Origin of the sequence: Timonella senegalensis JC301, from assembly GCF_000312125.1 — a bacterium.
GTDB classification, from domain to species: domain Bacteria; phylum Actinomycetota; class Actinomycetes; order Actinomycetales; family Cellulomonadaceae; genus Timonella; species Timonella senegalensis.
Window position 1 is genome coordinate 57,990 of sequence record NZ_HE978644.1, and the last position, 24,551, is coordinate 82,540.

At 61.7% G+C, this 24,551-nt stretch carries 29 protein-coding genes and 1 pseudogene; 12 read left to right on the plus strand and 18 right to left on the minus strand.

Features of this window, described 5'->3' with window-relative positions; all coding sequences use genetic code 11:
- Positions 1-2: 2 nt before the first annotated feature.
- From HGSM_RS10965 to HGSM_RS13855, 12 genes are all read right to left on the minus strand, one after another.
- The gene (locus HGSM_RS10965) at positions 3-242 is read right to left on the minus strand and encodes a hypothetical protein (RefSeq protein ID WP_019148809.1); all 240 of its coding nucleotides are present in this window, start codon (positions 240-242) and stop codon (positions 3-5) included.
- 189 nt (positions 243-431) lie between these two features.
- Positions 432-929, minus strand: a complete 498-nt coding sequence (locus HGSM_RS10970) for a single-stranded DNA-binding protein (RefSeq protein WP_019148811.1) — start codon at positions 927-929, stop codon at positions 432-434.
- Entirely contained in the window at positions 930-1,076 is a 147-nt protein-coding gene (locus tag HGSM_RS14470) for a hypothetical protein (protein WP_019148812.1), read from the minus strand.
- On the minus strand, positions 1,076-1,468 hold the full coding sequence (locus tag HGSM_RS10975; RefSeq protein ID WP_019148813.1) for a hypothetical protein: 393 nt from the start codon (positions 1,466-1,468) through the stop codon (positions 1,076-1,078). Before HGSM_RS10975 ends, HGSM_RS14470 begins: the two co-directional genes overlap by 1 nt.
- Positions 1,469-1,502: 34 nt before the next feature.
- On the minus strand, positions 1,503-1,751 hold the full coding sequence (locus tag HGSM_RS10980) for a glutaredoxin family protein (RefSeq protein WP_019148814.1): 249 nt from the start codon (positions 1,749-1,751) through the stop codon (positions 1,503-1,505).
- A 373-nt stretch (positions 1,752-2,124) separates the two neighbouring features.
- Complete coding sequence (locus tag HGSM_RS10990; protein WP_019148816.1) at positions 2,125-2,676, minus strand: hypothetical protein; 552 nt, start codon at positions 2,674-2,676, stop codon at positions 2,125-2,127.
- Entirely contained in the window at positions 2,673-3,353 is a 681-nt protein-coding gene (locus HGSM_RS10995) for a lambda exonuclease family protein (protein ID WP_019148817.1), read from the minus strand. The genes HGSM_RS10990 and HGSM_RS10995 overlap by 4 nt, the downstream gene beginning before the upstream one ends.
- Complete coding sequence (locus HGSM_RS11000; RefSeq protein ID WP_019148818.1) at positions 3,350-3,622, minus strand: hypothetical protein; 273 nt, start codon at positions 3,620-3,622, stop codon at positions 3,350-3,352. The genes HGSM_RS10995 and HGSM_RS11000 overlap by 4 nt, the downstream gene beginning before the upstream one ends.
- A gap of 136 nt (positions 3,623-3,758) precedes the next feature.
- Entirely contained in the window at positions 3,759-4,106 is a 348-nt protein-coding gene (locus HGSM_RS11005) for a hypothetical protein (RefSeq protein WP_019148819.1), read from the minus strand.
- Positions 4,107-4,172: 66 nt separating this feature from the next.
- Positions 4,173-4,364 carry a helix-turn-helix domain-containing protein gene (locus HGSM_RS11010; protein ID WP_019148820.1) on the minus strand — a complete coding sequence of 64 codons (192 nt, stop codon included), beginning with the start codon at positions 4,362-4,364 and terminating at the stop codon, positions 4,173-4,175.
- Entirely contained in the window at positions 4,361-4,675 is a 315-nt protein-coding gene (locus HGSM_RS11015; RefSeq protein WP_019148821.1) for a hypothetical protein, read from the minus strand. The genes HGSM_RS11010 and HGSM_RS11015 overlap by 4 nt, the downstream gene beginning before the upstream one ends.
- Complete coding sequence (locus HGSM_RS13855; protein WP_019148822.1) at positions 4,672-5,472, minus strand: BRO-N domain-containing protein; 801 nt, start codon at positions 5,470-5,472, stop codon at positions 4,672-4,674. The genes HGSM_RS11015 and HGSM_RS13855 overlap by 4 nt, the downstream gene beginning before the upstream one ends.
- Before the next feature lie 100 nt (positions 5,473-5,572).
- On the opposite strand from HGSM_RS13855, the gene HGSM_RS11025 reads away from it, so the two are divergent.
- Positions 5,573-6,001 (plus strand): hypothetical protein, encoded by a 429-nt coding sequence (locus tag HGSM_RS11025; protein WP_019148823.1) that lies wholly within the window; start codon positions 5,573-5,575, stop codon positions 5,999-6,001.
- 88 nt (positions 6,002-6,089) lie between these two features.
- On the opposite strand, the gene HGSM_RS14475 is transcribed toward HGSM_RS11025, so the two are convergent.
- The gene (locus tag HGSM_RS14475) at positions 6,090-6,242 is read right to left on the minus strand and encodes a hypothetical protein (protein WP_019148824.1); all 153 of its coding nucleotides are present in this window, start codon (positions 6,240-6,242) and stop codon (positions 6,090-6,092) included.
- 28 nt (positions 6,243-6,270) lie between these two features.
- Complete coding sequence (locus HGSM_RS11030) at positions 6,271-6,519, minus strand: hypothetical protein (protein WP_019148825.1); 249 nt, start codon at positions 6,517-6,519, stop codon at positions 6,271-6,273.
- 465 nt (positions 6,520-6,984) lie between these two features.
- On the opposite strand from HGSM_RS11030, the gene HGSM_RS11040 reads away from it, so the two are divergent.
- Positions 6,985-7,458, plus strand: coding sequence for a hypothetical protein (locus tag HGSM_RS11040; protein ID WP_019148827.1), 474 nt, complete (start codon positions 6,985-6,987; stop codon positions 7,456-7,458).
- An 8-nt stretch (positions 7,459-7,466) separates the two neighbouring features.
- A complete protein-coding gene (locus tag HGSM_RS13860; protein WP_019148828.1) occupies positions 7,467-7,850 on the plus strand; it encodes an ImmA/IrrE family metallo-endopeptidase in 384 nt (127 codons plus the stop codon).
- A gap of 43 nt (positions 7,851-7,893) precedes the next feature.
- On the opposite strand, the gene HGSM_RS11050 is transcribed toward HGSM_RS13860, so the two are convergent.
- Positions 7,894-9,084 carry a tyrosine-type recombinase/integrase gene (locus tag HGSM_RS11050; protein ID WP_019148829.1) on the minus strand — a complete coding sequence of 397 codons (1,191 nt, stop codon included), beginning with the start codon at positions 9,082-9,084 and terminating at the stop codon, positions 7,894-7,896.
- Between the two features lie 519 nt (positions 9,085-9,603).
- Here HGSM_RS11050 and HGSM_RS11060 point away from each other — a divergent pair.
- The 3 genes from HGSM_RS11060 (at position 9,604) to HGSM_RS11070 (ending at position 12,640) form a co-directional block, all read left to right on the plus strand.
- On the plus strand, positions 9,604-10,449 hold the full coding sequence (locus tag HGSM_RS11060) for an NAD-dependent epimerase/dehydratase family protein (protein WP_019148830.1): 846 nt from the start codon (positions 9,604-9,606) through the stop codon (positions 10,447-10,449).
- Positions 10,450-10,508: 59 nt separating this feature from the next.
- Entirely contained in the window at positions 10,509-11,087 is a 579-nt protein-coding gene (locus HGSM_RS11065) for an RNA polymerase sigma factor (RefSeq protein WP_019148831.1), read from the plus strand.
- A gap of 128 nt (positions 11,088-11,215) precedes the next feature.
- On the plus strand, positions 11,216-12,640 hold the full coding sequence (locus tag HGSM_RS11070) for a hypothetical protein (RefSeq protein ID WP_019148832.1): 1,425 nt from the start codon (positions 11,216-11,218) through the stop codon (positions 12,638-12,640).
- A 61-nt stretch (positions 12,641-12,701) separates the two neighbouring features.
- On the opposite strand, the gene HGSM_RS11075 is transcribed toward HGSM_RS11070, so the two are convergent.
- From HGSM_RS11075 to HGSM_RS11085, 3 genes are all read right to left on the minus strand, one after another.
- Positions 12,702-13,412, minus strand: a complete 711-nt coding sequence (locus tag HGSM_RS11075; RefSeq protein WP_019148833.1) for a DUF3806 domain-containing protein — start codon at positions 13,410-13,412, stop codon at positions 12,702-12,704.
- 301 nt (positions 13,413-13,713) lie between these two features.
- The gene (locus HGSM_RS11080) at positions 13,714-16,395 is read right to left on the minus strand and encodes an ABC transporter permease (protein WP_019148834.1); all 2,682 of its coding nucleotides are present in this window, start codon (positions 16,393-16,395) and stop codon (positions 13,714-13,716) included.
- Positions 16,396-16,399: 4 nt separating this feature from the next.
- Positions 16,400-17,185 (minus strand): ABC transporter ATP-binding protein, encoded by a 786-nt coding sequence (locus HGSM_RS11085; protein ID WP_019148835.1) that lies wholly within the window; start codon positions 17,183-17,185, stop codon positions 16,400-16,402.
- A gap of 293 nt (positions 17,186-17,478) precedes the next feature.
- On the opposite strand from HGSM_RS11085, the gene HGSM_RS11090 reads away from it, so the two are divergent.
- The 6 genes and pseudogenes from HGSM_RS11090 to HGSM_RS14870 all read left to right on the plus strand — a co-directional run.
- Complete coding sequence (locus HGSM_RS11090) at positions 17,479-20,403, plus strand: FAD-binding and (Fe-S)-binding domain-containing protein (RefSeq protein ID WP_019148836.1); 2,925 nt, start codon at positions 17,479-17,481, stop codon at positions 20,401-20,403.
- 135 nt (positions 20,404-20,538) lie between these two features.
- Positions 20,539-20,904, plus strand: a complete 366-nt coding sequence (locus tag HGSM_RS11095) for an ArsR/SmtB family transcription factor (protein WP_019148837.1) — start codon at positions 20,539-20,541, stop codon at positions 20,902-20,904.
- The gene (locus HGSM_RS11100) at positions 20,901-22,562 is read left to right on the plus strand and encodes a SulP family inorganic anion transporter (protein WP_019148838.1); all 1,662 of its coding nucleotides are present in this window, start codon (positions 20,901-20,903) and stop codon (positions 22,560-22,562) included. The genes HGSM_RS11095 and HGSM_RS11100 overlap by 4 nt, the downstream gene beginning before the upstream one ends.
- A gap of 121 nt (positions 22,563-22,683) precedes the next feature.
- A complete protein-coding gene (locus HGSM_RS11105) occupies positions 22,684-22,989 on the plus strand; it encodes an MTH1187 family thiamine-binding protein (RefSeq protein WP_019148839.1) in 306 nt (101 codons plus the stop codon).
- 42 nt (positions 22,990-23,031) lie between these two features.
- The gene (locus tag HGSM_RS11110; RefSeq protein WP_019148840.1) at positions 23,032-24,147 is read left to right on the plus strand and encodes a hypothetical protein; all 1,116 of its coding nucleotides are present in this window, start codon (positions 23,032-23,034) and stop codon (positions 24,145-24,147) included.
- Between the two features lie 115 nt (positions 24,148-24,262).
- Positions 24,263-24,551: pseudogene (locus HGSM_RS14870) on the plus strand (hypothetical protein); the annotation flags it as partial.

Below are 24,551 nucleotides of genomic sequence, written 5' to 3' on the forward strand. Positions count from 1 at the left end.
GGTCAGCCATTCTTTGCCTCCTTGTCTGTCTCGGCCAGGAATGGCCCGAACTCGGGTTTGAAGCCACGAAGGACGACGTTCCGTAGTTCAACCGGCGCGTTCGTTGCCCGCAACTCTGTAGCGATTGCGATGAGCGAGTGGGCGATAGACTCGAGAACCAGCGAGTCACGCACCGTAGCCCCAACCCGGTAGTCTCCTGCTTCATCAATTGACTGCCTGGCGTTGCTGATGTGGTCTGTCATTTCTTTTCCTTGTCTTTGTGTTTGAGTGCGTGTTCGCGGGAGTATTTCGCTGCCATCGCGGCGGTGTAGGCGAGTTTCTCCCACGCGCAGTGATGGCATTGGACGATGATCCTCATGGTCTTCTCCTTGTGGCGTAGATGATCGCGGCGACGAGTGGGACCGTTAACGCGATCGCCGCGAGTAGAGCGCTCATCCGAACGGGGGCTTGTCGTTCGGGAATCCACCCTGTGAAGCCCACGGGTCAGGCTGCGTGGAAGATTGTCCTGGCGCTTGCGAGAACCCACCCGAAGACTGCTGGCCACCAAAACCGCCACCGCCGCCCTTGCGTTCGTTCCGGGTGACTTGCGCAGACGCATACTTGAGAGACGGGCCAACTTCGTCGACCTGCAACTCGATCACCGAACGCTTCTCGCCGTCCTTCTCATAAGACCGCTGAACAAGCCGACCCTGCGCAATCACACGCATGCCCTTCGTGAGCGAGTTCGCGGCATTCTCAGCCGCTTCACGCCAGATCGAGCAACGCAGAAACAGCGCCTCCCCGTCCTTCCACTCATTGCTGTTCTTATCGAACGTGCGGGGAGTCGAAGCAATCGTGAACGACGTAACCGCAACCCCCGACGACGTAAACCTGAGCTCAGGGTCACCCGTCAAGTTCCCAACAACAGTGATCACAGTGTCACCAGCCATTTACTTACCTTCTTTCTTGTTTTCTAGTGCTTCGATTCGTGCGTGTAGGTCGGTGAGAATCGCCTCATAACCGCGTATGAGTCGGCGCACGAGTAGCACCTCGTCTTCGCCGCGTTCAGGAGGTCTCGGAAACACAAGATCAGCCATCACTCACCTTCTTCCTTGAGTGTGTTTGCGTAGTCGGCGGTGTCACCTGCGAGAGTGAGCGCGATCTTCGCGCCACGCTCGGCCGCTTCGTGAGCGTCGAGGTCTCGGATGTCAGCCGCGAGTTTCCCGCGGTTGAGGTACCAGAAGCCGGGCATCCCTTCTTGTGCGTACTGCTCTAGCGCCGGGACGGCCCGCAACAAGGCGCGGAACTCCCCGTCACTGACCGCAGGCTCGGCAGGCTTTACGAGCGTGGCCTTCACTTTGACGTTCTGGTCGATCCGCTCCAAAGACCGGCTCACCTCCTTCCCGTCCGTGTATCCGACGCGCCACCCGTCGAGGGTGGCCTCACCCTCGATCGATTCGAGCTTCTTCTTGCTGATGAAAAACGGCATTGCTTCTCCTTTTGGGTATGAAAAAACCCGCTGGTTAGCGGGTTTGGTTGTCGTATGCGTGTCGTATCTTTTCCAGATCGACACCATGCCAGGCATACGAGCCCGACGAAGTTTCCACCTCAGTTACCGGTGTGCCCGGATAGCCAAGATCACGGACGCGCTTCTCAGCTTCAGGGTCTTCCCGAATGTCCTTCACAATGAAGTCCAAACCGATGGACTCCATCGCCCTCTTCACAAAACTGCACGGGCCACAACCCGGCTGCGAATACAAGGTGACCGTCATGCGCGCACCACCTCAACGACGGTTGCGAGCCGCGACACAGGCCCCGGCACAGTCCTAAAATCTGGTCGGCAAACCATCAGAAAACCTTTCTCTTTACAGCCCTCAACCAACTCGTCTAGGGCTTCTTCTTTCAGCATCCATAAAGGCATATCCTCGTCCTCAATGGGCCACTCGTGCGGGAAGTACAAACGCTCACGAGCCATCGCTCACTAGTCCTTTCAGCACGTCGGGCACCTCACTAAGTGGGGTGCCCTTCTTCGGAATCTTCAAACCCGGTGCCTTCTTCACACCGGCAGGCGCATAAGTCGGATGATCCATGTACCCTTTCCAGCGCCGTTGCAAAAGCCAATCCTCATAGTCACGATCCTCCCCGCTACCCATCACTACCGCCCTTGAGTGCGTTGGCTCGGGCGACGATCAAAGCTTGCACGTCCGGCGAGGCCTTACCGTGCATTCCTCGAAGTTCGTCAAGATCCGTACACGCCGCAACTAGTTCCGCAGTCACCGTGGGTGCGGCAGGTGCAGCAACTTGGAGTGGCTCCACCGTGTGAGGTGCCTTCTTCCCGCGTGTCACCGTCAACGCCCGCGTAAACGGCCCATCAATGTGTGACATGTGCGAAACCTTGATGCCGCCGACCTCCTTCCCGCCATACTTCACAGTCGGGTCAAGAACCAACGTCAACCACCTGCCAGCCCACTGGCTAGCATCCGGACCCCACCCCACGGCAAGCATCCGGAGCATGCTCTTGGAAGGCCGATACGGTTTCCCCGGCTCCCCGACAAGGTGCAGGTTAAACGGCTGTTCCACACTTCCTTTGGTGACCTTCTCAATTTGGAAAGTCCGGGGGCCAGTCAGGAAATCCTCCGCGTTTTTCTGGTCGGACTTCGGCACGATTGCCGCCGACACGTCTAATGGATCGCTCATAGCGTTATGTCTTCCTCTCCGAACCAATCGATGTATTCAGCACGCGGCATGCCCTGCGTGCGGTCAAAATAGATTGCGGTCGCGTTCTCCGCGGTCACCTCAAACTGGGCGGCCACTTCCCGGATCGCCTCGAACCACTTCTCATCCGGCACGACCCGCTTAACCCAGAGTGGTTCACCACCGCAATAAGAGATGTAGTCACACCAAGCACGCCCAGACACCAACAATCCGGCCTGGATCTGCGCCATATTCTCCGGCGGCACAACATCCGCGAGGACCGTCTGGATGTGCTTCTTCGGCTTGCGGGACTTAATCTCGATCAGCCCGTCATCACCGACCAAACCATCGGGGGAGTAGCCAACCTTGAAGCCACCGAAATCACGGACCATGAACCCAACCTGGGCGACAGGGCCACGCAGTTCCTCATACTTTTCGCGCGCCAACGGTTCCTCGAGGTTGCCGCGTTCCATGTCCTGCGAAACGTAGATTTGTTCGATGCGGCCTGTGATTCGTTCCGCGATGATCCCGACCGCAGCGGCCCGTGATGTCTCCGACGCAGATACTTTCCCAGTCGGAGTGATGAACTGGCCGACCACGCTTGCTGTGATGAGTCCGCGTCGAGCTTCTAACCATTCCGGCGTGCCCTGCTCCAACTCCTTAAACACTGTGAGGCTCATTTGCTGGCCTCCTTGGCTGTTCTGTAGAGGTCATTGGAGACTGTGGCGAACCACGCGGGCATGGGCGGGTAGCCGTTATCGTGCATGGGAACTTCCTTGCAGTCGTTCTCGGCCCCGATAATGTACGCGTACTCGGTGTACCGGCCTTCGTAGATGTACGCCCGGTACATGATCTTGATTGGAATGAAATCCCATCCGAGGTCGTTGATTACTCTCATCCTTGGTGGGAACTCAATCCAGCATTCGACGTTGGACAGTTGCGCGTCCATTACTTTCCTCCGATGCAGTGCATGTACATGTGTCGTGGCATGCCCGGATCACAGAACGCGGTTGGTGCGACCTGTGTCAGGGCATAAAAAAAGACCGCCAAAGCGATCAGAATCAAGACTTTCGATACGCGGGCAGTCACGAGATGACCTCCCAAGAGGCGATGTTGGACCACTCCCATGTGCAGGACAACCAAACACCCGTCTCGTTGCAGAACCCGCCACCAACGCCGCCGTCACAGACAACACCCAGGTACGGGTGCCCCACCTTCGTGACACCCTTGACGAACGTTCCCGGCTCGGGCTTCGGGCGCTCGTGAACCTCCGTCACCGACCAGCCGTCCTTGCTGTAGAACGTCCCTGCATGGGCCACCCACCAGTCCGCCAAGCCGTCTAGACCAAGACCACCAAGAACGCCCGTAACAGTCGCTCCATCCTTGTGCGTCAACGTGACCTTGTCGCCCACTTGCGGCTCAAGCTTGCTCATCATTCCTCCTTACTCGCGCTTCATCCTCACGCTCTTGCAAGAGCGACATCCAGAAATCCTCGCTAGTCATGGCCGGTCCTCATTTCGCATCCAACGCCACAACTCGTCAGCCGAGATCAGGCGAACCTTCACAGCCTGCCCCTCAACGCGAGGGTCAAGAGTCACCAGGTCACCCGCATTGATCGCGCGGGTAATCACATCCCGCGAAACTCCGAAGGCCTCAGCGGCCTCCCGAACGTTGTAAACCTGCTTGCTCATGCTGCCTCTCCTTCAAGTTCTGCGATCTTGGCCCGCAGTCGGTCGATCTGCGCCTGCCGTTCGGTCTTCCAGTCGATGGTGCCGGTCAGGATGATGGCACGGGCACCGTATGACTCGACAAGACTCTTGAGTTTTACCGCGCTCGAACGTGAGCGGTACACCTTGTTCGTGTTAGGCCACCTGAACTCCGCATCTTCATCCCATCCGAGTTCCATCACACGGTCAGACCAGCCGTCGGGCTCCCAGTTCCAGCGCTCGGAACCGTCAGGGTAATCGGTGATGTTAACGGTGTAGACAGTTGTTGCTTTCATGCTGCAATCTCCTTAAAGAGGGTGGTCTTGTTTTGGTTTGCGGGGAGTCCCTTGCTTACGAGGAAGTCCTTGAGCGCGATTTCTGGTGTGCCTGGGCGGACTCGAGTTGACTCGCGGCGCACGCCATTAGCATCCAACCGTCCATGCAGGTAGAAGTACGGCTTGCCCTTGTAGGACGGGTGGCCGTGCTGGTATCCGTCACGAGTCTCGCCTCGTGCGTTTACGCGGGTGCCGCGCTGGTCTATGAGAAGCCCAAGCCGGTAGAGGTGTTCAAAGAACTGGCGGTCTGGCACGTCTGAGAAGTAGTGCTTGTGGAACTGGGTCGGGGTGATTCCGTTTGAGGCTTCGATCTGGTCAACAGTTGATTCCGCAACCTCTGCTCGCGCTTCTGCTGCGAGCGCCCGATTGAGTGCCGCCTTTCCGGCGTCGAGGATCGCGCTGATACCGTCGAGCGTTGTGAGGTCCATTGTTGGGGCGCCGTAGGCTCCCGTCTTCCGGATCTGGGGGAGCACCTCGTGAGTTACCCAGCGCTGGAATGGCCGGGCATTGGGGGAGTCAGACCGCACAATCACATCGAACATCCCAGCCTCGGAAACGGTTGTCATCCGCTGGGTGCCACCAAGGGTGTCTACTGAGCGGACACCCTTATCTTCGGCGTCTAGCCGAGCGGTAACGTTCCTGGGATTGGTGATGTTCAAAATCGCGCACAGGTCGTTGAGAACAAACCACGGTTCGTTGTCGATCAGGATGGTTCGGACTTCTTGGGTGCCGTAGATGAACGGCTGTAGACTGGTCACGTTGAATACGTTTCCTTTCTGGGAACGCGAAAGCCACCTGTTACCGCAGGTGGCTTTTGGTTTATGGTGAGGTCGTTGATACTTCGAAGAAAGGCTAGAGATGTCAGAGTTCCCTACTTTGTTCTTCCCCGATACCAGCGGAAACCCGAACGCTCGTGGTCATGGATTCCACCTCTCGGACCACTTGGATGTCGCACGAATCGAAAACTACGTTGTTAAGGCACGCAAGAATCAAATCGAACCGATCATCCGACTGCAGGACACTGGGAACGGAGTCATTCGAACTCTCAGCTTTTCCCCTGGAATTGCGTTCGAACTCAGCTATCAAGCTCTTAGCCCCGGCGATCAGACTCAAATCGACAAAGACGCCGACACCGCTCTCGAATTGGGGTTGCTCTACGTCAATTCCTGGAAGTCCGACTCCATCGTCACTTACTCTGGGGCCGGGACCACTGCCGATGTTTGGAAGCAGTGGAGCAGTGCCGATCCTTTGGCTCCGCCTTCCTGGGACAACGAAGACCAATCCTGACTCAGGCGCGCCAATCGAACGAACAGTGTGCGCGCTGACAGTCAAGCAATCGAGTTTCATAATTCACTCCTTAACTAACGAAGCCCCGCTACTTGGCGGGGCTTTCTGTGTGGTCGGTGATTTCCTCAATGGTGAGGTCTGCGTGCGCTGGGACGCGGTGCTTGCCGCGAATGGCGATGTCTTTCATCAGCCTGTCCCGCAGGTCGTTGGCCGGATTGTGTAGTGCTGCGTGCTTACTCATGCTGCCTGCTCCTTCATGTTGTTGTTGTTCATGCGGCTACCAAACCAAGACGGCGGGCGGCGTTGAGATCGTTGCGCTGAATGTTCTTGAACGCTTGTGGTGGTGTCGCATCTGAATGCATGAACACGCGCTCCAAGTCGAGGTCACTCATACGTGCCTGGCGTGCATGCAACTTCTTCGCGATGGCTTTTACTGCACTCGCCTTAATGGGACGGCCAGTTGCTAGGGCGTACTCGTTAACGCGGTTTTCGTAGCCGGTCAAAGTCATTGTGGACATGGGTGTCCCTTTCTTTCTCGCCTCGGCGAACCAAGTGCGGTGGGTAAAACAGGGGGGGGTGGTGAGCGAGTGCTCTAAGCGGCTAGGTGAGCCTGGTCGGATTCGGACCAAACTGCTTCAACGAAGTGGTCCATCGGAATCTTGAAATATAGGGTTAGGCCGGCAATGAACTGGCCAGTGGGTGCCTGTGGGTCTTTCTCCCGCATGATCCGTTTGACTGTCGGGAGGCTGACGTTGATGCGGCGGGATAGTTGCTCTTGGCCGCTTATGCCTTTGAGTGCCATTGCTGCTTCTAGCGCCTCTCTTTTGAGGCGGAGTGTGGGTGGCTGAGATTTCTGCATGCCTCAATAATGGTGCGCTTGTTTTTCAAAAGCAAGCCTAATGACTCATATTTGGTGCGCGTGTCGCGGGCGAAGTGCGCCCGACCTGCTTGCACATGGTTCAAAAATGAGCCAAACTTGTTTCATGACCCTCTCGCTCATTGACTACATCGAGCAAATTGTTGGAACGCGGCTGACCAACAAGGACCTCCAGCACATCCTCGGCGCATCGAAGTCCACCGTTGACCGACGGAAGGCAGACGGATTCACCGCAGACGAGATCATCCAGGTCGCTAGAAACTTCGAGGTGGACGTGATTGATGCGCTCCTCGCGACAGGCAAACTCGAAGAAGCCGATCTGGACTCCAACGCAGTGCGAGATTCACAGCTCGCCCGCCTGACAGACCTAGATCTTGCCGCAGAGATCATGCGGCGCGCAGACATTGCAGACAGCCAGTCGGCGCTCCAAAAGCCCTTGGACGAAAACCACGAGGCTTCGATCCTCGCCTTTCGTCCTCGCCGAAGCTTGTCAGAGGTGGACGGTAGCGTCAGAGCAGCAAAGCGTGGCGGCGATGGCAGGCGGCAGTCGGTCGAAGGCGCTGAGGGCGAATCCTTGTAAGGAGAGACTTGCACAACCTACTTGCACACGCGGCATCCCTCGGGTGCCGCGTGTACTTCTTCCCTATGCCCGACGACTGGGAAGGGTACTTCGATTCCAGCGACGCAATCGTCATCAACTCGCGCATGACAGAGCCATACCAGCGTGAAGTCCTCGCGCACGAACTGGGGCACGCATGGCACGGGCACGACTGGCGACACCCGCACGATCAAGAACGAGACGAACGGCAAGCGGACCTCTACGCCGCGCGCTTACTCATTTCCCCCACGGAGTATGCGCTCGCTGAGGCGATCTGCGAACACCCCGCAGCAATCGCCCGCGAACTCGCCATATCAACCGACCTCGTGACGATCTGGCAAGACTGGCTACACCGCCAACGCATCCCCGCATAGGCACAAAAAAGAAGGCCCCCACTCGCTTGAGTGGGGGCCTTTGTCATGCTTCGAGTTGGAGTGTCTTTGCGACTTTGAGTAGCGCGCTTCTCGCACGGTCTATGTCTGTGTGTAGGTATGCCTTCGTGGAGAGGATGGAGGCGTGTCCCATGATCGCGATGATTGTTTCGTCGTCCACGCCTGCCGCTCGGAGAAGAGTGGCTGCAGTGTGCCTGGCCTCGTACAGGTCGTACTCGGGCAGTTCGGCGGATGCGAGTAGCGCCTTCCACGCTTTCACGTCTTCTTTGTCGGTGAGGGGTCGCCCGTCGTCTCTCGACCACACCAGGTCGTAAGGGGAGTGGCCTTGGGTGTCGCGCCATTGCAGGAGGGCCGCTTTCATCCAGGGGACGAGCGGTATCTTGCGGTTACCGTCGTCGGTTTTGGGTCGCACGAGGTGGTACGCATCTACGAGGTGCTGGCATTCAAAGTTTCGTGGGGTGCGGAACCCGCTAGAGCGGTCTCGGGCAACTTTGTAGTTGAGTGGCTTCAATTGCCATGAGATGTCTAGGTAGTCTTCTTCGAAGTTCACGTGCGACCAGGTGAGTCCGCGTGCTTCTGCGGGGCGTAGGGCTTGTAGGAGTGCGGCAACCCAGCGGGAGGCGTGCGGGTCCTGTGCGGAGGCTTGGAGGACTTTGAGCGCGTCAGTGAAAGGCAGTGCGTCGCGCTGGGATTTGTTGGCTTCTGGTGCGCTGGTTTTGAAGATTGCCTCGGGGACGTGGTGTCCGCCTTCGGTGATTGCGTCTTTGAGGAGTTTGACGAGTGTGTTGTGTGCTCGGATGACGCTGGTTGGCTTGAGGTTCGCGTTGAACATTGCGGTGTGGACTGCGCGGGCGTGTGGTGGCGCGACGGCTTCAAGCTTGACGTGTCCGATGGTGGGGATTATCCACTTGGTGATGGCTGAGCGCGTGGAGTTGTAGGAGGACGGTGCGAGTTTGGTTTCTTGGATGGGTAGCCATTCGTCGGCCCATGATTTGACGGTTGCGCGGGCGCTAGTGGTTTCGGTGGGCATTCCGGTGCGGGCGATGGCGCGTTCTTTGTCGCGGAGTTTTTGGAGTGCTTCGCGTTTGGTTTTTGCGGAGACGGTGAGTCTGCGTCGGGTGCCTCGTGTGGTCCATCCGGCTTCGAGTGTTCCGATCCAGAGGCCGTCTGATTCTCGTTGGTATACGGATCCGCTTCCGTGGGATCTTCTGCTCATTGCGTCCTCCTCGCGCTGCTGTAGCCATCACTGTAGCCATTGCTAGCCATATTTAGCAATTCCTAGCGTAGCGAAAACGCTGTGATCTGGCGGTTTGTGGCCTGTTTCAGTCTACAACCTTTTCACTCGTAATGAAAAGGTCACGAGTTCGATTCTCGTAGGCGGCTCCAATGAAAACCCCGGTCAGGGAACTGACCGGGGTTTTCTGTTGCCCGGGGTCGGGCGAGGTGCACACAGTTGTATACACAACGGTTCAATCTTGCTGTTTCTTTACCTGCTTATGCGGACCATGGTGCTCGGGGAGTCCGGGCGGTTATGCACAGCCGTAAGTGCGCCGGGGTAGTGCGTGCCCGCACAATTAATGCATCGAACGGATGATTATCGATCCGTTGGGTATCGAACGGATCGATAATCATCCGTTCGATGGAAGTCAGTGGGAGCGAGTCAACGCGTTCCGGAGGTGGGCTGCGTGGGTGTGCCCTCGGGCCCGTAGGTCCGTGTGCGTGCAAGGATGAAGCCATGAGAATCGCAGTGACGGGATCTTCAGGCAAGCTGGGCACGGTCGTTGTGCGCGAACTGAGCGCGATGGGCTACGAGGTCATCGGGATGGACAGGATCGGCCAGCGCGGCCCTAGTTTTGTCCAGGTTGACTTCACCGACTACGGCCAGGTCATCGACGCGTTCGGCGCGGTGGGTGACCGGCACGACGGTATCGACGCTGTGGTTCACCTCGCCGCGATTCCGGCGCCCGGAATTCAGAGCGACGTGGCCACCTTTCACAACAACATGACAGCATCGTTCAACGTGCTGTGGGCGGCCACGCGCCTTGGCATCCGCACAGTGGTGACGGCTTCGAGCGAGACGGTCCAGGGGCTCCCATTTGACGTTCCGCCGCCTTACATTCCCGCCGACGAGGCCTACCCGCCGCGCCCTGAGTCCACGTACTCGCTGGTCAAGGCCCTTGAGGAGCGCATGGCTGTGGAGCTCGTGCGCTGGTTCCCGGACCTCTCGCTGACCGCGCTGCGTTTCTCCAACGTGATGTGGCCCGAGGACTACGCCGAGTTCCCGTCCTTTGACGACGACGCAATGCTGCGCAAATGGAACCTGTGGTCCTACATTGACGCGCGGGACGGGGCCCAGGCGATTGCCAAGGCGCTGGAAAAGAAGCTGCCTGGCTTCAACCACTTCCTGATCGCCAACGCAGACACCGTCATGACCCGACCCAACGCGGAATTGATCGCCGAGGTGTTCCCAGACGTTCCACTCAAGGGGGAGATCGGGGAGAACACGACCCTGTTCTCCATTGACAAGGCGCGCGAGATGCTCGGGTACGAGCCGCAGCATTCGTGGCGTGACCACGTGTAATTAGACTCCCTCGTGGGACATATTCAGTACGCTGAGTTTGTCTAACGTTAGGAATCGCGATGGATGCGGGGCAGATACCTGAGCCGCTCGAGGCTGAGGGGGGACGCGTGATCGAGTTGCGTCCGGGTAACGACGACGCCTGGTTCGCCGATCTCTTCTCGGACTACGCGATGCTCATCAACCGGTACATCTACCGTCGTACCAGTTCCCAGGACGTCGAAGACCTCACGGCGGAGACCTTTGCCACGGCATGGCGCAAGCGCGGCGAGATTCCCCGCGAGTTTGCTCTCCAGTGGCTTTACCGGACGGCGGGCTTCTTGGTGGCAAACCACAATCGCAAGAACCGCCCCACTCTCCTTGAGAACTTCCCCGATGTTGCGTCAGACGCGGATCCCGCAGCGGCGGTGATCGAGGACGTGGTACTGCGGCAGGCGTTCTATGCGCTGTCTGAGCGTGACCGTCAGGTCCTCCTTCTCGCGGCCTGGGAGGGCCTGAACGCCGAGGACATCGCGCGGGTCCTCGAGGTCTCTCCCGGAGCGGCCGCCGTTGCGCTGTCCCGCGCCCGCACCAGGCTCGCCGCGTCGTTTGCAGAGGTCTCCGCCGACGGCAACGACGCCGCACGATCGCAGTTCTCTTAGCGTGAAACTGGCACATGGTGACGTTCCTCCTGTAATTGGCGCAGGATTCGACACACAAGTCAGATGAGCTCAAGCAACACCATCCGACGATGATGTTCCCCCACAGCTTTAGTGAACAGGTGAGAAAAATGACCAAGCAGCCCCGAGATGAGTTTGATTCCCTGCGCCACCAGGACCCTGCGCAGGGTGTTGAGTTCGATCTGGAGTCCTTGCGCGCGAACGTTGCGTCGCGTATCCCGCAGGGTTCCTTTGGCGCTGCCCCACTCGCGGAGGAGGCCGAGCCCGCGGACCTGCCCGCGAACGTGGTCCCGATGATGCGCAAGCCCAAGCACAAGGTCGCCTGGTTGCAGGTGGCGGCTTCTGTGGCGGTCACCGCGCTCGTTACCGCATCTGTGGTGAGCGGTGCCAACGGCTCCGGCCCACTCTCCGCACTCACGGGTGGGAGCGGAAGCGAAACCAGCCAGGCGGATCAGGAAATGGGTTCCACTGACCCCGAGGCCGGGGATGTGTTGGCTGGCGCTCCTGAGAGAGGCGTTGAAGCGCCTCAGCAGTACGGCACCACGGAGTCAAGCCCTGGCCAGGGCCTTCGGAACACCGAGGGCGGAACGAGCCTAGGCACCGACGGGATGGGCGACTACGTGACTATGCCCAACACAGGGCGCAACGTGTACGTAGGTAAGGGGCTGTCCATTAACTCGGGTACGGCCACCGCTTATGGCTTTGATGAGTCTGGTGTGGTGAACAAGAAGACATTCTCCACGCTGAAGAAGGTCTTTGGCGTAACTGGAGAGATCACGACCGAGTGGGGTTCCTACTCGGTGAGCTCCGGAAACGCGTACCTATCACTGAGCGGTGGCGGCACCGGTGCGTTCTGGTTCTCGTCCTACACCGAGCAGCCCTCCGGCAAGCCGCTCAGCGAGGCTAAGGCGATCAAGCAGGCGAAGGCGCTCATGGAGGAACTGGGCGTTGACTCTGAGAACTACACGTTCACGTACAACCACGACTTTGAAGTTGCGCTGGACGCCACCGAGCCTGCTGCCGGTGCCTCGGCGGACACGGACTCCTCCGCAATGCCTGCCAACGAGTTCTACTCCCGGGTTACAGCTTCGCTGAAGGATTTTGACACCGAAGCGAACATGGCCGCGTGGAACTTCGAGTTCAACTCGAAGACCGCCACGATGGTCTCTGGAAGCCTCGGCTCGATCGTGGACCTTGGCTCCTACCCGATCATCAGTGCGAGTGAGGGGGTTGAGCGCCTGAACGACGGCCGGTTTGGGCCAAGCGCCTACCCAACGAATTTTGTGGCTCTGCCGTACTCGAGCGGACGGGCTGAGATCAAGCCTGACGATGGCCCGACCCCCGTGGTGCCAGCCGCCCCAGGGGGAGCATTCCCGTGGACGGTCACGATCCACACCATGACCAACCCGACGCTCAAGAACGCAGGCTTCTACCTGAACGGGGTAGCCACGGTGCTGCCGGTATGGGAGTACACCTCGTCCAACGGCGGCACGTACCAGGTCTTAGCTGTAGCGGAGTCGGCCCTCAAATTCTAGACCCGCCGCGTCTGGAGCGGGTTGGCACCGCTTAGGCACCGCACTCCGGCACCAGGATGAACTAGAACGCCTTCAGTGCGTTGGTGACAAAGTCAGGGATCCACTCGAGCTTGCCCGCAACCCAGCGCCGGTTGACGGCGTCGATGGGGAAGTAGGTGGCGCGCCTCGCGGCATCGCGCACGGCGTACGTGACGTTGCCGCCGTCCTCGAGGACCACCCACGAGCAGTCTTCGGAGTTCTCCACAAGCAGGTCGCCGATCCCGATGCCCACGGATGTGGCCACGTAAAAGTGGTCCCACTTGTTGCGCCGCGAATGCCCGTGCCAGGCCGTGCAGTAGGCGTCGTACTCCTTGCCCAGCTCCTGGGCTGTCAGCCGGGGTGCGGTGGGGAGTTTGAGGTGGTTGCGCATCTCTTCCATCCACATGAGCTCGGCGATTGTGGGCTCCCGGAAGTTGAGTGGGCCGGTGGCGCGCGAGGACGTCAGCTTGGCAGACTCCGGGGACAGCGGGCCGAACGTCGCAATGTCAAAAAGCTGGGTTTGGTCGTGCTTGGGCGCCGTATGCACTGGTCGAGCGGCCGGCTGCGCGCTGGGTGCAAAGGGCTGGGGAATCGCGCGTGCGCTCTCGCGTACGGAGCTGTGCAGCGCCCTTCGAGTGGCAAGCTGCGTCCCGCCAAGCTCCGGGCCGTTGGCCGGTAGCGCGTGCAGCGAGCGTCGGGTGGGGAGCCGGTCGGCGATGACCGTCTCCTCGCGCTCGGGCTGCATGCTGTACATGGCTTCTGTATCGACCTAGATCTCGGGAAACTTTACTTCGATATTACTTACGACAACGCCGAAAACTTGGCCAAATCGCTACGGATTGGCGATTCTTAGTGGGGAGTTTTCACCCGCGCAAAATCTGGTCTGGCGCGGAGGTTGTTTGGTAGGTCTATCGACCGAATCTAAAACCGTACAGAGTCAGGTAATGGCGGTCCGTGTGCTCCGCCGAACACGCACAAAATTCCCGACGATTTTGGCTGGGACCGCACCGAACGGCGCCTTCTCAGCCAAGATCGTCGGGAATCAGTTTTCGAACCTACTCCACTGCCGCAATGGCCTCCAGAACGGGCAGGCGCGAGGCCCGCCATGCGGGCCACAGCGCCGCGACCACGCCCACCACAACGGCGAGTCCGAGCATCGCAAACAGCGCGGACCACGGGATGCTCAGTGTGTTCAGCCCGGTCCCCGCGAGCAGGGACGGGACGCCAGCGGCGATTCCTACGCCCACCACGAGTCCCACGGCGGTGCCAAAGAGGGCGGTGAGGACCGACTCGATGATGAAGGTCACGGACAACTGGCCGCGGCCGAGACCGACGGCTCGGAGCAGACCGATCTCGCGAGTGCGTTCGACAACCGAGAGACCGAGGGTGTTCATGATTCCCAGCGCCGCGATGATGAGCGATAGCGCGAGCAGGCCATACAGGACCGCGAGCATCTGGTTGACCTGACCGGTCAGCATGGACGTGAACTCCTGGGCGTCCATCACGGAGAGCACCATGTAGGGCGCGGCCACCTCCGTGAGGGCGGTGCGCAACTGGCTGGTGCTCACGCCGTCCACGGCATTGACCATGACGCTGTTGATCTGCTGACCCTGGGCGGGAACCAGCTTGTCTAAGAGGTCGGTGGAGATGATGAGCGGCGCGCCGAGCGCGGCGGAATCGAAGATTGCGCCGACGCGGGCCGTTGTGGTGCCGGCCGCGCCCTCGAGGGTGAGGGCATCGCCCACGGACCAACCGTTGTCCTTGGCCACGGACTTCTGGACGAGCGCGTCACCGCGTGCCAGCGAGTCGAGGCTGCCCTCGATCACGGTGGTTGTCCACGTGGTCGAAAACGTGGACGGCTCGGTGGCACCGATCTGCAGGGTCTTGGCGTCGGTGCCGCTGGCTGAGGACGCCGGGGTGTCGGGTTCCGATGCCGTGAGCTCGGGAATGCGTACCTCGCCTCCTGAGAACCTGGAGATGTCCCCGACCTCGTCAAGCGCGCTGATCTGCTCGAATGCCTGCTGGGAGATGGTGAAGGTGGCGGACTGGACGATGAAGTCCGCCTTCAACTCCGTGGTCACCAGGGACTTCATGGAGCTGGTTGTGGAGGCCGCCAACACGGCGGCAGCCGCAACGAGCGCCATCCCGACCGTCAGAGCGCCCGAGGTGGCCGCGGTGCGCTTGGGGTTGCGCGCTATGTTCCCCGAGGCGAGCTTGCCCACGGGCCGTGTGGCCCGCAGGAATGGAGCTGAGAGCACGCGGACGAACCCCGGGGCGATGATGGGGGAGACTACGAGCGCCCCGATCAGGAGGAGCCCGGCCCCAATGCCGAAGGGGAGGCCGACACCCGCATCCGGGTTTGACCGGACGACGGCCACCGAGAATGCGAGCACGAGCGCGCCGACTCCGACCATGGCGATGCCCACGACCCCGCGGAGTGCCGATGTCCCTAGCGAGGGAGCCTCTGACTCGCGCATCGCCTCCACCGGAGGCGTCAGAGCAGCCCTGCGGGCAGCGATCGCGGCCGACGCGATCGCAACCGCAACGCCGAGCACGAGCCCGAGCGCAACAATCGGCGGTGTGAGGATGAGATTCCCTGACATGTCGATTCCGAAGCTCCGGAACACGGCCCTCAGGCCCTGGACGAGCCCAAACCCGCCGAGCACACCGAGCGCCCCACCGATCAGGCCCACAACCGCGGCCTGGACAACCACGACTGAGAAGACCTGACCGGGGGAGGCGCCCACAGCGCGAAGCAGCGCAAACTCCCGCTGCTTCTGCCGCACCGTCATGGCGAACGTATTGGCGATGACGAACGCGCCAACAAACAGCGCGAGCGCGGCAAAGATGAGGAGGAAGGTGGACATGAAGCCCACCATCTCGTTGGTTTGCGACACAGCGTCCTCGCGGACCTGGGAACCGGAGATCACCTTGAATTTCTCGGCCTCGGCGCTGCCAGGGGTGCTCGGGCCGTCCGCGGCATTCTTGCCGCCTACTCCCGAAAGCTGCTCGGAGACGGAAGCGACAAACGCGTTCTCGGCGTCCGAGGACAGGGGCTTGATGCCATCCGGGGTGAACTGGTCGGGCGAGTACACGGAGACGAGGCCAACCGTGCCGGTCGGGGCGAATACCTTCTCGGCGGTCTCACCATCGAGCATGACCAGGGTCGCGCCCGCCAGGCTCGCGCTATAGGTTGCGAGCCCAGTGACGGTGACCCCGTAGATCTCACCATTTGCAATGATCCGGGTGGAATCCCCAATGGAGAGTCCCGCGCGCTCCGCGGTCGAGGTCTCAAGGACCACCTCGCTGGAGTTTCTGGGAGCCTCGCCCTCGGAGACCACGAGGGTCGGGTCGTCCGGGTTCGCACCGAATCCGAGGCTCGGGGCGCCACCACTTCCTGTCACTGCGGTGCCGTCGGCACCTACGAGGATCACCTGGCCGCTGAGGTCGGGGACCGCCGCAGCAACTCCCTCGAACCCGCCGATCGACGTTGCCAGATCCAGCGGAATCACGGGCTCGCCGCTCGTGCCCATGATGATGCTTCCGGTTCCCGATTCAGGTGTGACGTAGGCGGCCGCCTTATAGCCGGTATCGATGATGTCGCTGAACGTGCTCGACATGATGTTGCGCAGCGAGAACGTGCCGCTCACAAAGGAGACGCCGAGCAGCACGGCGACAACGGAAAGGAGAAGACGCAGAGCCGAAGCTCGCGTATCGCGGAGAGCCAGTTTCAGCATGGGTTCACTTGCCCGTCAGGTGGTCATCCGCGCGGGAAATCGCGGCGAGGACCTGAAGAACGGACTCCGGGGTGGGGGAATCCAACTCGGAAACGATCCGGCCGTCCGCGAGGAACAGAACCCGGTGAGCGTACGAAGCCGCCACGGGATCGTGCGTGACCATGACGACCGACTGGCCAAGATCGTCGACACTCTTGCGCAGGAACACCAGGACCTCGCGCCCGGACGCAGAGTCGAGGTTGCCGGTGGGCTCATCGGCAAAGATGACGTCCGGCTTGGACACGAGTGCTCGGGCGCAGGCCACGCGCTGCTGCTGGCCACCTGAGAGCTCAGCAGGGCGGTGGTGCAAGCGCCCGCCGAGCCCCACAGCGTTGACCACGTGGGAGAAGTGCTCCTCATCCACCTTGACCCGCGCGATGTCGAGTGGAAGCGTGATGTTCTCCCGGGCGGTCAGCGTGGGAATTAGGTTGAAGGACTGGAACACAAACCCCAGCCGGGTGCGGCGCAGCTTGGTCAGCTGGCGCTGGTTCATCCCCGACACATCCGCGCCGGCCACACTCACCGTGCCCGACGTTGCAGTGTCGAGGCCCGCGAGCAGGTGCATGAGAGTGGACTTTCCAGACCCGGACGGCCCCATGATCGCGGTGAACTTTCCCCGCTCGAAGTCGACGTCCACGGCGTCGAGTGCAGTGACTACGGTGTCGCTGGAGCCATACACCTTGGTCAGCGAGCGGGCGCTCGCGATGATGTTAGTGGTGCGTGCTATGGGGTCGAGAGCCTGGACCGACATGACTGGACCTTTCAAAGTTGAGTTAAGAACCTAGCGTCCGCGTGGACTGACAGCGGCCTCAGGGGCCGCATGGGGCAGGCCCGTATTCGTCGGATGGGAACTGCGCAGACGAACCAAAGAGCGACGCTGCCGAACTAACTCAATTCTTTCCTTGGCCGCACCCGGCCGCCATTGGGTGCTTCCCTGAGTGAACCCTGAACCTTGTACCCCGGTTCCCCTAGGTGGAGCCGGAGGCCGGTCCGGAAAATGGGAACCATGCGCCGGTCCTAGGGGATAGATGGGAGAATGTACGGGTGACTCAGATTCTCGATCCTCACGTCCGGTCCGATGAGTACTCGCTGCGCCAGCAACTCGTGTACGAGCTACGCAAGGCAGTAGATGGCGAAGTGGCGGACTCGAAGATCCGCCGCGCCGAATATTCCACTGACGCGTCGAACTATCGCGTGGTTCCGCAGGTCGTAGTCATCCCCAAGTCAAAGGACGATGCGCTCGCGGCAATCGAGGTCACCCGTGGGCTCGGTGTACCGCTGACTACCCGCGGAGCAGGAACGAGCTGCGCGGGCAACTCGATCGGCCCCGGCGTGGTCATCGACTTCTCCCGGCACGTGAATAAGGTTCTGGAGATCGATGTGGAGGCCAAGACGGCCCGCGTCGAGCCCGGCACGATCATGTCGACTCTGCAGAAGGAAGCAGCCCCGCACGGGCTGCGCTTCGGCCCCGACCCCTCCACCCAGAACCGCGCCACGCTTGGCGGAATGATCGGTAACAACGCGTGCGGCCCGCACGCCGTGGCCTATGGCCGCACCGCAGACAACGTGGTCTCACTCGATGTGGTGGATGGCCTCGGGCGGCGCTTTACCGCCGGCGGGAACGGCCAGGGCGTGGACCGCATCGAGGGGCTCGGCGAACTTGTCACCGCGAACATGGCGCTCCTGCGCACCGAACTCGGCCGGTTTGGTCGCCAGGTCTCGGGCTACTCGCTCGAGCACCTCCTGCCCGAGAACGGCAACAACCTCGCGCGCGCGCTCACCGGCTCCGAGGGCACCCTCGTATCCATCCTTGAGGCCGAGCTGCGGCTCGTCCCCATGGCCACGACCCCAACCCTTGTGGTCCTCGGCTACCCGGACATGGCCACGGCCGCGGATGCGGTGCCGGGCATTTTGAAGCACAGCCCACTCGCGGTCGAGGGCCTCGATGCCCGACTCGTGGACGTGGTCCGCCGCGCAAAGGGCGCGCAGAACGTCCCACCGCTGCCGCCAGGTGGCGGCTGGCTCATGATCGAGGTCGGGGGAGAAACCCCCGAGGCCGCAATGGCAGCGGCACTGGCGATTGTGGCGGATGGCGCGACAGAATCGTCGAAAATCTATCCGGCAGGACCAGAGGCCACCAAGATGTGGCAGATCCGCGCCGACGGCGCGGGACTTGCTGGCCGCACGGCCAGCGGTGAGCAGGCGTGGCCGGGCTGGGAGGATTCCGCCGTCCCGCCAGCTGAACTGGGCAAATACCTGCGCGACCTCGAAGCGCTCATGGCCGAGCACAGGGTAGACGGAATGCCGTATGGCCACTTTGGCGACGGCTGCGTGCACCTGCGCATCGACATGCCGATCGACACGTCCGGCACCCCGCTGCGCGAGTTCATGACGGACGCGGCCCACCTCGTGGCCAAGTATGGCGGCTCGCTGTCCGGTGAACACGGGGACGGGCGCGCGCGCTCTGAGCTGCTGCCGATCATGTACTCCGAGGACGCCATCAAGGTGTTCGGCCAGTTCAAGAACCTTTTTGACCCCAAGAACCTGCTCAACCCGGGCGTCTTGGTGGAGCCAGACGCCGTGGACGCGTACCTGCGGCGACCCGCGGCCCACGAGATCAAGGCGAGCGGCGGATTCTCGTTCGCGCACGACGAGGGCTCGTTCACCAAGTCCATTCACCGCTGCGTGGGCGTGGGCAAGTGCCGCGCGGACAATATGTCCACCGGTGCGGGCTTCATGTGCCCGTCCTACCAGGCCACCAAGGATGAGAAGGACTCGACTCGCGGCCGCGCCCGCGTGCTGCAGGAGATGGCGAACGGCACGCTCGTGACAGGCGGCTGGAAGTCGCCTGAGGTCCACGAGGCACTCGACTTGTGCCTGAGCTGCAAGGCGTGCTCGAGTGACTGCCCCGCAGGTGTGGACATGGCCCAGCTCAAGTCCGAGGTGCTCTTTCACACGTACAAGGGCAAGGTCCGCCCGCGCTCCCACTACATCCTGGGCTGGCTGCCGCGCTGGCTGCGCCTCATCAAGAAGATGCCCAAACTGTCCAACTTCGCGCTGAAGTTCAAGCCGGTCGCCTCCATGGCGGCCTGGGTGGGCGGCATGGACCAGCGCCGCTCGTTCCCGCAGTTCGCCGACCAGTCCTTCTCGGCCTGGTGGAAGCGAGAGGGTAAGGCTGCGGCTCTCGCTGCCGGATCCCTCTGTGAGGGCTCGTCGGCCCTGATTTCCGACGATTCTGGTGCGGCCCCGCGCAAACCTCGCGTTGTTCTGTGGACCGACTCGTTCTCGGATGCGCTCGCCCCTGTTGTCCCGCAGTCGGCGCTCAAGGTGCTGACCACTGCCGGATACGACGTGATCATTCCGGAGGACGAGGCCTGCTGCGGCCTGACCTGGATCACCACCGGTCAGCTGGATGGCGCGCGCAAGCAACTGTCCAACCTGATGAGCGTGCTTGGCCCGTTCGCGGTCAACGGCATCCCCATCGTGGGACTCGAGCCGTCGTGCACCGCGGTGCTGCGTTCGGACTTGGTGGACCTGTTCCCGGACGACCCTCGCGCCCAGGCCATCGCGGCCGCAACGCACACCATGGCCGAGCTGCTGACCTCCCCGGAGACCAAGCCGGCCGAGTGGGCCGTGCCGGATCTCTCGGACGTTACCGCCGTGGTTCAGCCGCACTGCCACCAGCACTCCGTCATGGGGTACAAGGCTGACGAGGCTCTGCTGCGCGGTGCGGGTGCGAACATCAAGGTCATGTCGGGTTGCTGCGGACTCGCCGGAAACTTCGGTATGGAGAAGGGCCACTACGACGTCTCCGTTGCCGTGGCCGAGAACATGCTGCTCCCCGCACTGCGCGAGGCCGGCGACGGCGACATCTTCATGACGGACGGCTTCTCGTGCCGCACGCAGGTCTCGGACCTGATGGACGTCGACGGAAAGTCGCTTTCGGAGATCATCGCCGAGCGGCTCTAGATTCCGCTTTTGAGAGTGGCACGATGGCCCGGACGTAGGACGTCCGGGCCATCGGTGTGTGCGGACAGTGCGATATGATGACTTTATCAATCCATAAAGTCGGCATGTGGTGTGCCCGAAAGAAAGACGAACTCAGTGGTATTCGGCGATGGCGAGCAGCCTCTCTACGAGATCAAAGCAAACCTGTTCAAGGGGCTTTCCCACCCGTACCGAATACGAGTCCTCGAGATCCTCTCCTCGCGCACCGAGGCCTCCGTGTCCGAGATGCTCGCCGACACAGGGCTCGAAGCCTCCCACCTGTCCCAACACCTTGCCGTGCTGCGGAAGTATGGGCTTGTGATCTCCGAACGCAGGGCGAGCGTCGTGTTCTATCGTTTAGCATTCCCGCAGGTCGCGGACCTGCTCGCGGTCTCTCGTGAGTTGCTCGGGCAGATCCTCGCGGGCTCGAACGCGCACAGCGCCGTCGTCGCAGGCTTGCCAGCCTTGGGCGCGCAATCATGAGTTCGGCTGCCAGCACGGTCCTACGGGCCATCGCGCCGCTCCTGCCGCGCCGCAGTGACTACGCGGACCTCAAGCACACGTGGAAAACTGACATCATCGCCGGCGTGACCGTGGGCGTGGTTGCGCTTCCGCTCGCCCTCGCGTTCGGTGTGAGCAGCGGAGTGGGCGCCGAGGCGGGGCTGATCACGGCCATCGTGGCGGGGCTCATCGCAGCTATCTTTGGCGGCTCCAACGTCCAGGTATCGGGTCCAACGGGCGCGATGGTTGTGGTCCTCGCACCCATCGTGGCAAGCCACGGAGTGGGCTCAGTGATGATCGTCAGCGTCATGGCTGGAGTGATCCTCGTGGTCGCCGGGGCGATGCGCCTAGGACGGACCGTGGGCTACATCCCGTGGCCCGTGATCGAGGGCTTCACCGTGGGTATCGGGATCATCATCTTCCTGCAGCAGGTCCCGGGAGCGCTCGGTGTGAGTGGGGAGGGCCGCAGCACCTCAGCAGTGGTCGCGGCGTTCCAATCCGCCGCGGACGCCAAAGTCCCGGACGTGCTGTACTCGCTGGGCGTGGTCATCGTGGTGGCCGCGATCATGCTGATCCTGTCCGCCAAGCTCCCCAAGGCCCCCGCCTCATTTGTGGCGATCCTGATCGTATCCGTGGTGGCTGCTCTCGCAGGACTGCCGCTCGCCACGATCGGTGAGCTCCCGAGTTCGCTTCCGCTCCCGGCGTTGCCGGCGGTTCCCCTTGGGGCGCTTCCCGCCCTAGTCGGTCCCGCCTTCGCGGTAGCCGCCCTGGCCGCCATTGAGTCGCTGCTGTCCGTACGCGTGGCCAGCTCCATGGCGGACACCGGCCCGTACAACGCGGACCGTGAGCTTGTGGGCCAGGGCCTCGCTTCCGTGGCATCTGGAATGTTCGGAGGGATGCCCGCAACAGGAGCCATTGCGCGCACCGCTGTCAACGTCCGCACGGGCGCGCGCACCAGGATGGCGGCCATCGTGCACGCCCTCGCGCTGCTCGCCGTGGTCTACCTCGCGGCGAACGTGGTCTCCGAGATTCCCCTGGCCGCACTCGCAGGGGTGCTCATGGTGACCGCCGCCCGCATGATCTCCCCGCGCATTATCAAGCTGGTCATGGGCTCGACCCGCTCCGACGCGCTCGTCTTTGTCATCACGATCGTGGTCACGGTCGCGTTCGACCTGATCGTTGCGGTGGGCATCGGCATTGCTGTGACGGCGTTCTTCGCGCTGCGCGCGCTGTCCCGTGCGAGTGGCATCCACCGCGAGGAGCTGCGCGGCCCGGCCCAACCGGGTGACGACAAGATCGCGCTCTTCCGCCTCGACGGTTCGCTCTTCTTCGGTGCCGCAGAGCGCGTGCTCGAGTCCGTCTCCACGTACGAGGGCGTCAAGGTGGTCATCCTGCGGATGTCCCAGGTCCAGCGCGTGGACGCCACCGGCGCGCACACCCTCAGCGAGCTCGTGACCAGCCTGGAGCGGAGCGGAATCACCGTGCTCATCAAGGGCATCAGGCAGGAGCACACGCACGTGTTCCAGCAGCTCGGGGTCATGTCCTCACTGCGTCATGAAAACCATATTTTCGACGATCTTGGTCCCGCAATCGCACACGCCCGGTCCCATGTGGCCCGGCTGGAACCCTCGACTACGTAACCGCAGCCACGGGCTGAGCCGCCCGGCCGAAGACTGGACGCTACTGGGCCACCACGTGCCCCGGGCGTAGGCTGGTAGGCGAGGTAATCGTCGTGAATAAACAACTCACCAAGGGGAGAACATGGCACTCTTTGCATTCTCGGTTGCGCCGCTAGGCGCGGGAGAATCCGTGACGGAACAGGTGGCCAAGGCGGTCAAGATCGTGCGCGACTCGGGGCTGCCCAACCGCACGGACGCAATGTTCACCACGATCGAGGGCGAGTGGGACGAATGCATGGACGTCATCAAGCGTGCGTCCGAGGCCGTTGGCGAGGGCGGCGCGCGAGTTTCGCTGGTCATCAAGGCTGACATCCGTCCGGGACACACCGGCGAACTGGAGGGAAAAGTCGCGCGCGTGGACGCCAAACTTGCAGGCCAAACCGACTAGACTCGTCTCAACAAGCCCCTGCACACCGATCGGCCAGGACATATGAGCGAGCCCAAGAAGAAGGTGACTGCGGAGAAACCGACCGCGGAAGACTTGGATCTCAACGACTCACTGACCGAGTACATTGCGGATGTGAAGGGCATGCGGTTCGGGGCACTGCGCCAGAAGATCCGCACGTTCGAGACGTTTCGGGTGGGCAAGGCGAGTTTCTCCCGGCGCACGCTCGTGGCACTCTGCGTGGCGCTAGGAGTGCTCGCGGTGCCGCTCGGCGCCGTGGCAACGTGGGCCGTCAACACGATCAGCAGCCAGGACAAGTACGTCAGCGCGGTGTCGGACCTGGCGCAGGACACTCAGATCCAGGAACAGGTGGCCACGGACGTCACCCAGCTCGTGATGGACCGCGTTAATCTGCAGGGCGTCATGGACAACGCTGGCGGCGGTGTCCTGTCCCAGATCAACGATCTCGTGGCTAACATCAACGGCACCTCACTGGTGGAGGAACTCGAGGCCGCGATCGAGCCACGGCTCTCCTTGGCCGTGACCAAGTTTGTGCAGTCAGACGCGTTCCAAAGCGTGTGGATCACGGCCAACAGCCAAGCCCACGCAGCAGTGCTTGGCGCGCTGCAGAACGACACATCCGGCGTGCAGGGGATAGCCGCGGATGGCTCCGTGACGCTCAACCTCAACTCGGTTCTGAGCGAGGCCGACCTGTCCATCACGGACATTGCACCGATTGACCAGGCACTCGACGACATGAACGTCAACGTGCCACTGCTCGGCAAGGAGCAGGTCTCGACCCTGCGCGGGTACTTTGACCTGGCCACAAACCTCTCGGTGTGGGCGCCCATCGTTGCGGGTATCGCATTGTTGGCGGCCCTCATTTTTGCCCGCAAGAGGTGGCTCGTGGTCGCCGCGATCGGGGCGGCGTTCATCCTTTCGGCGTTCTTGCCACAGATCGCAGCGTGGTATCTCAATACCAGCCCGCCTGAGGCGCTCACCGGCAATGGGCTTGCCTCGATGGTTGGCCTGCACCTGAGTGATCAGGTGCTCGGGCAGATGTCCCAGAGCCTCGGCTATGCGCTCCCCATCGGGGTGGGCGTACTTGTGCTGGGCATCATCGGGACGGCCGTTTCCGCTCTGGTTTCAAGGTCTCGTTAAGTCCTGACGAATCGCCCAAACTCGTCTAGATTTGAGCCTAGACGTTTATGGTGTTCGTCCACTGCGTTTGGGCAGGTCCAGGGTTTGTGGTCACAAATGGGAAGGCACGCCCCGCATGAGCAATGACGCTACCTCCAAAGACCCGGAGGATTACTCACGGTTCGCGCCGCACGGCGACACAGACACTCCCAGCGTTCCGCCGCCGGTGCCTTACCCTGCCGCGCACAACCCGCACTCCATGTACTCGCCCGACACCAGTGCGGATCCGTCTAAGACCACACACGCTCCTTTCTCCCCAGTGAGTCAACGGAGCACCCCATCGCCGAGCCAGCAGCGCTTCGCGTCCGCACCTGGCCACCACCAGAGCACGCAGGCTCCCGGTCACACCCCCGCTTGGCTGGCCA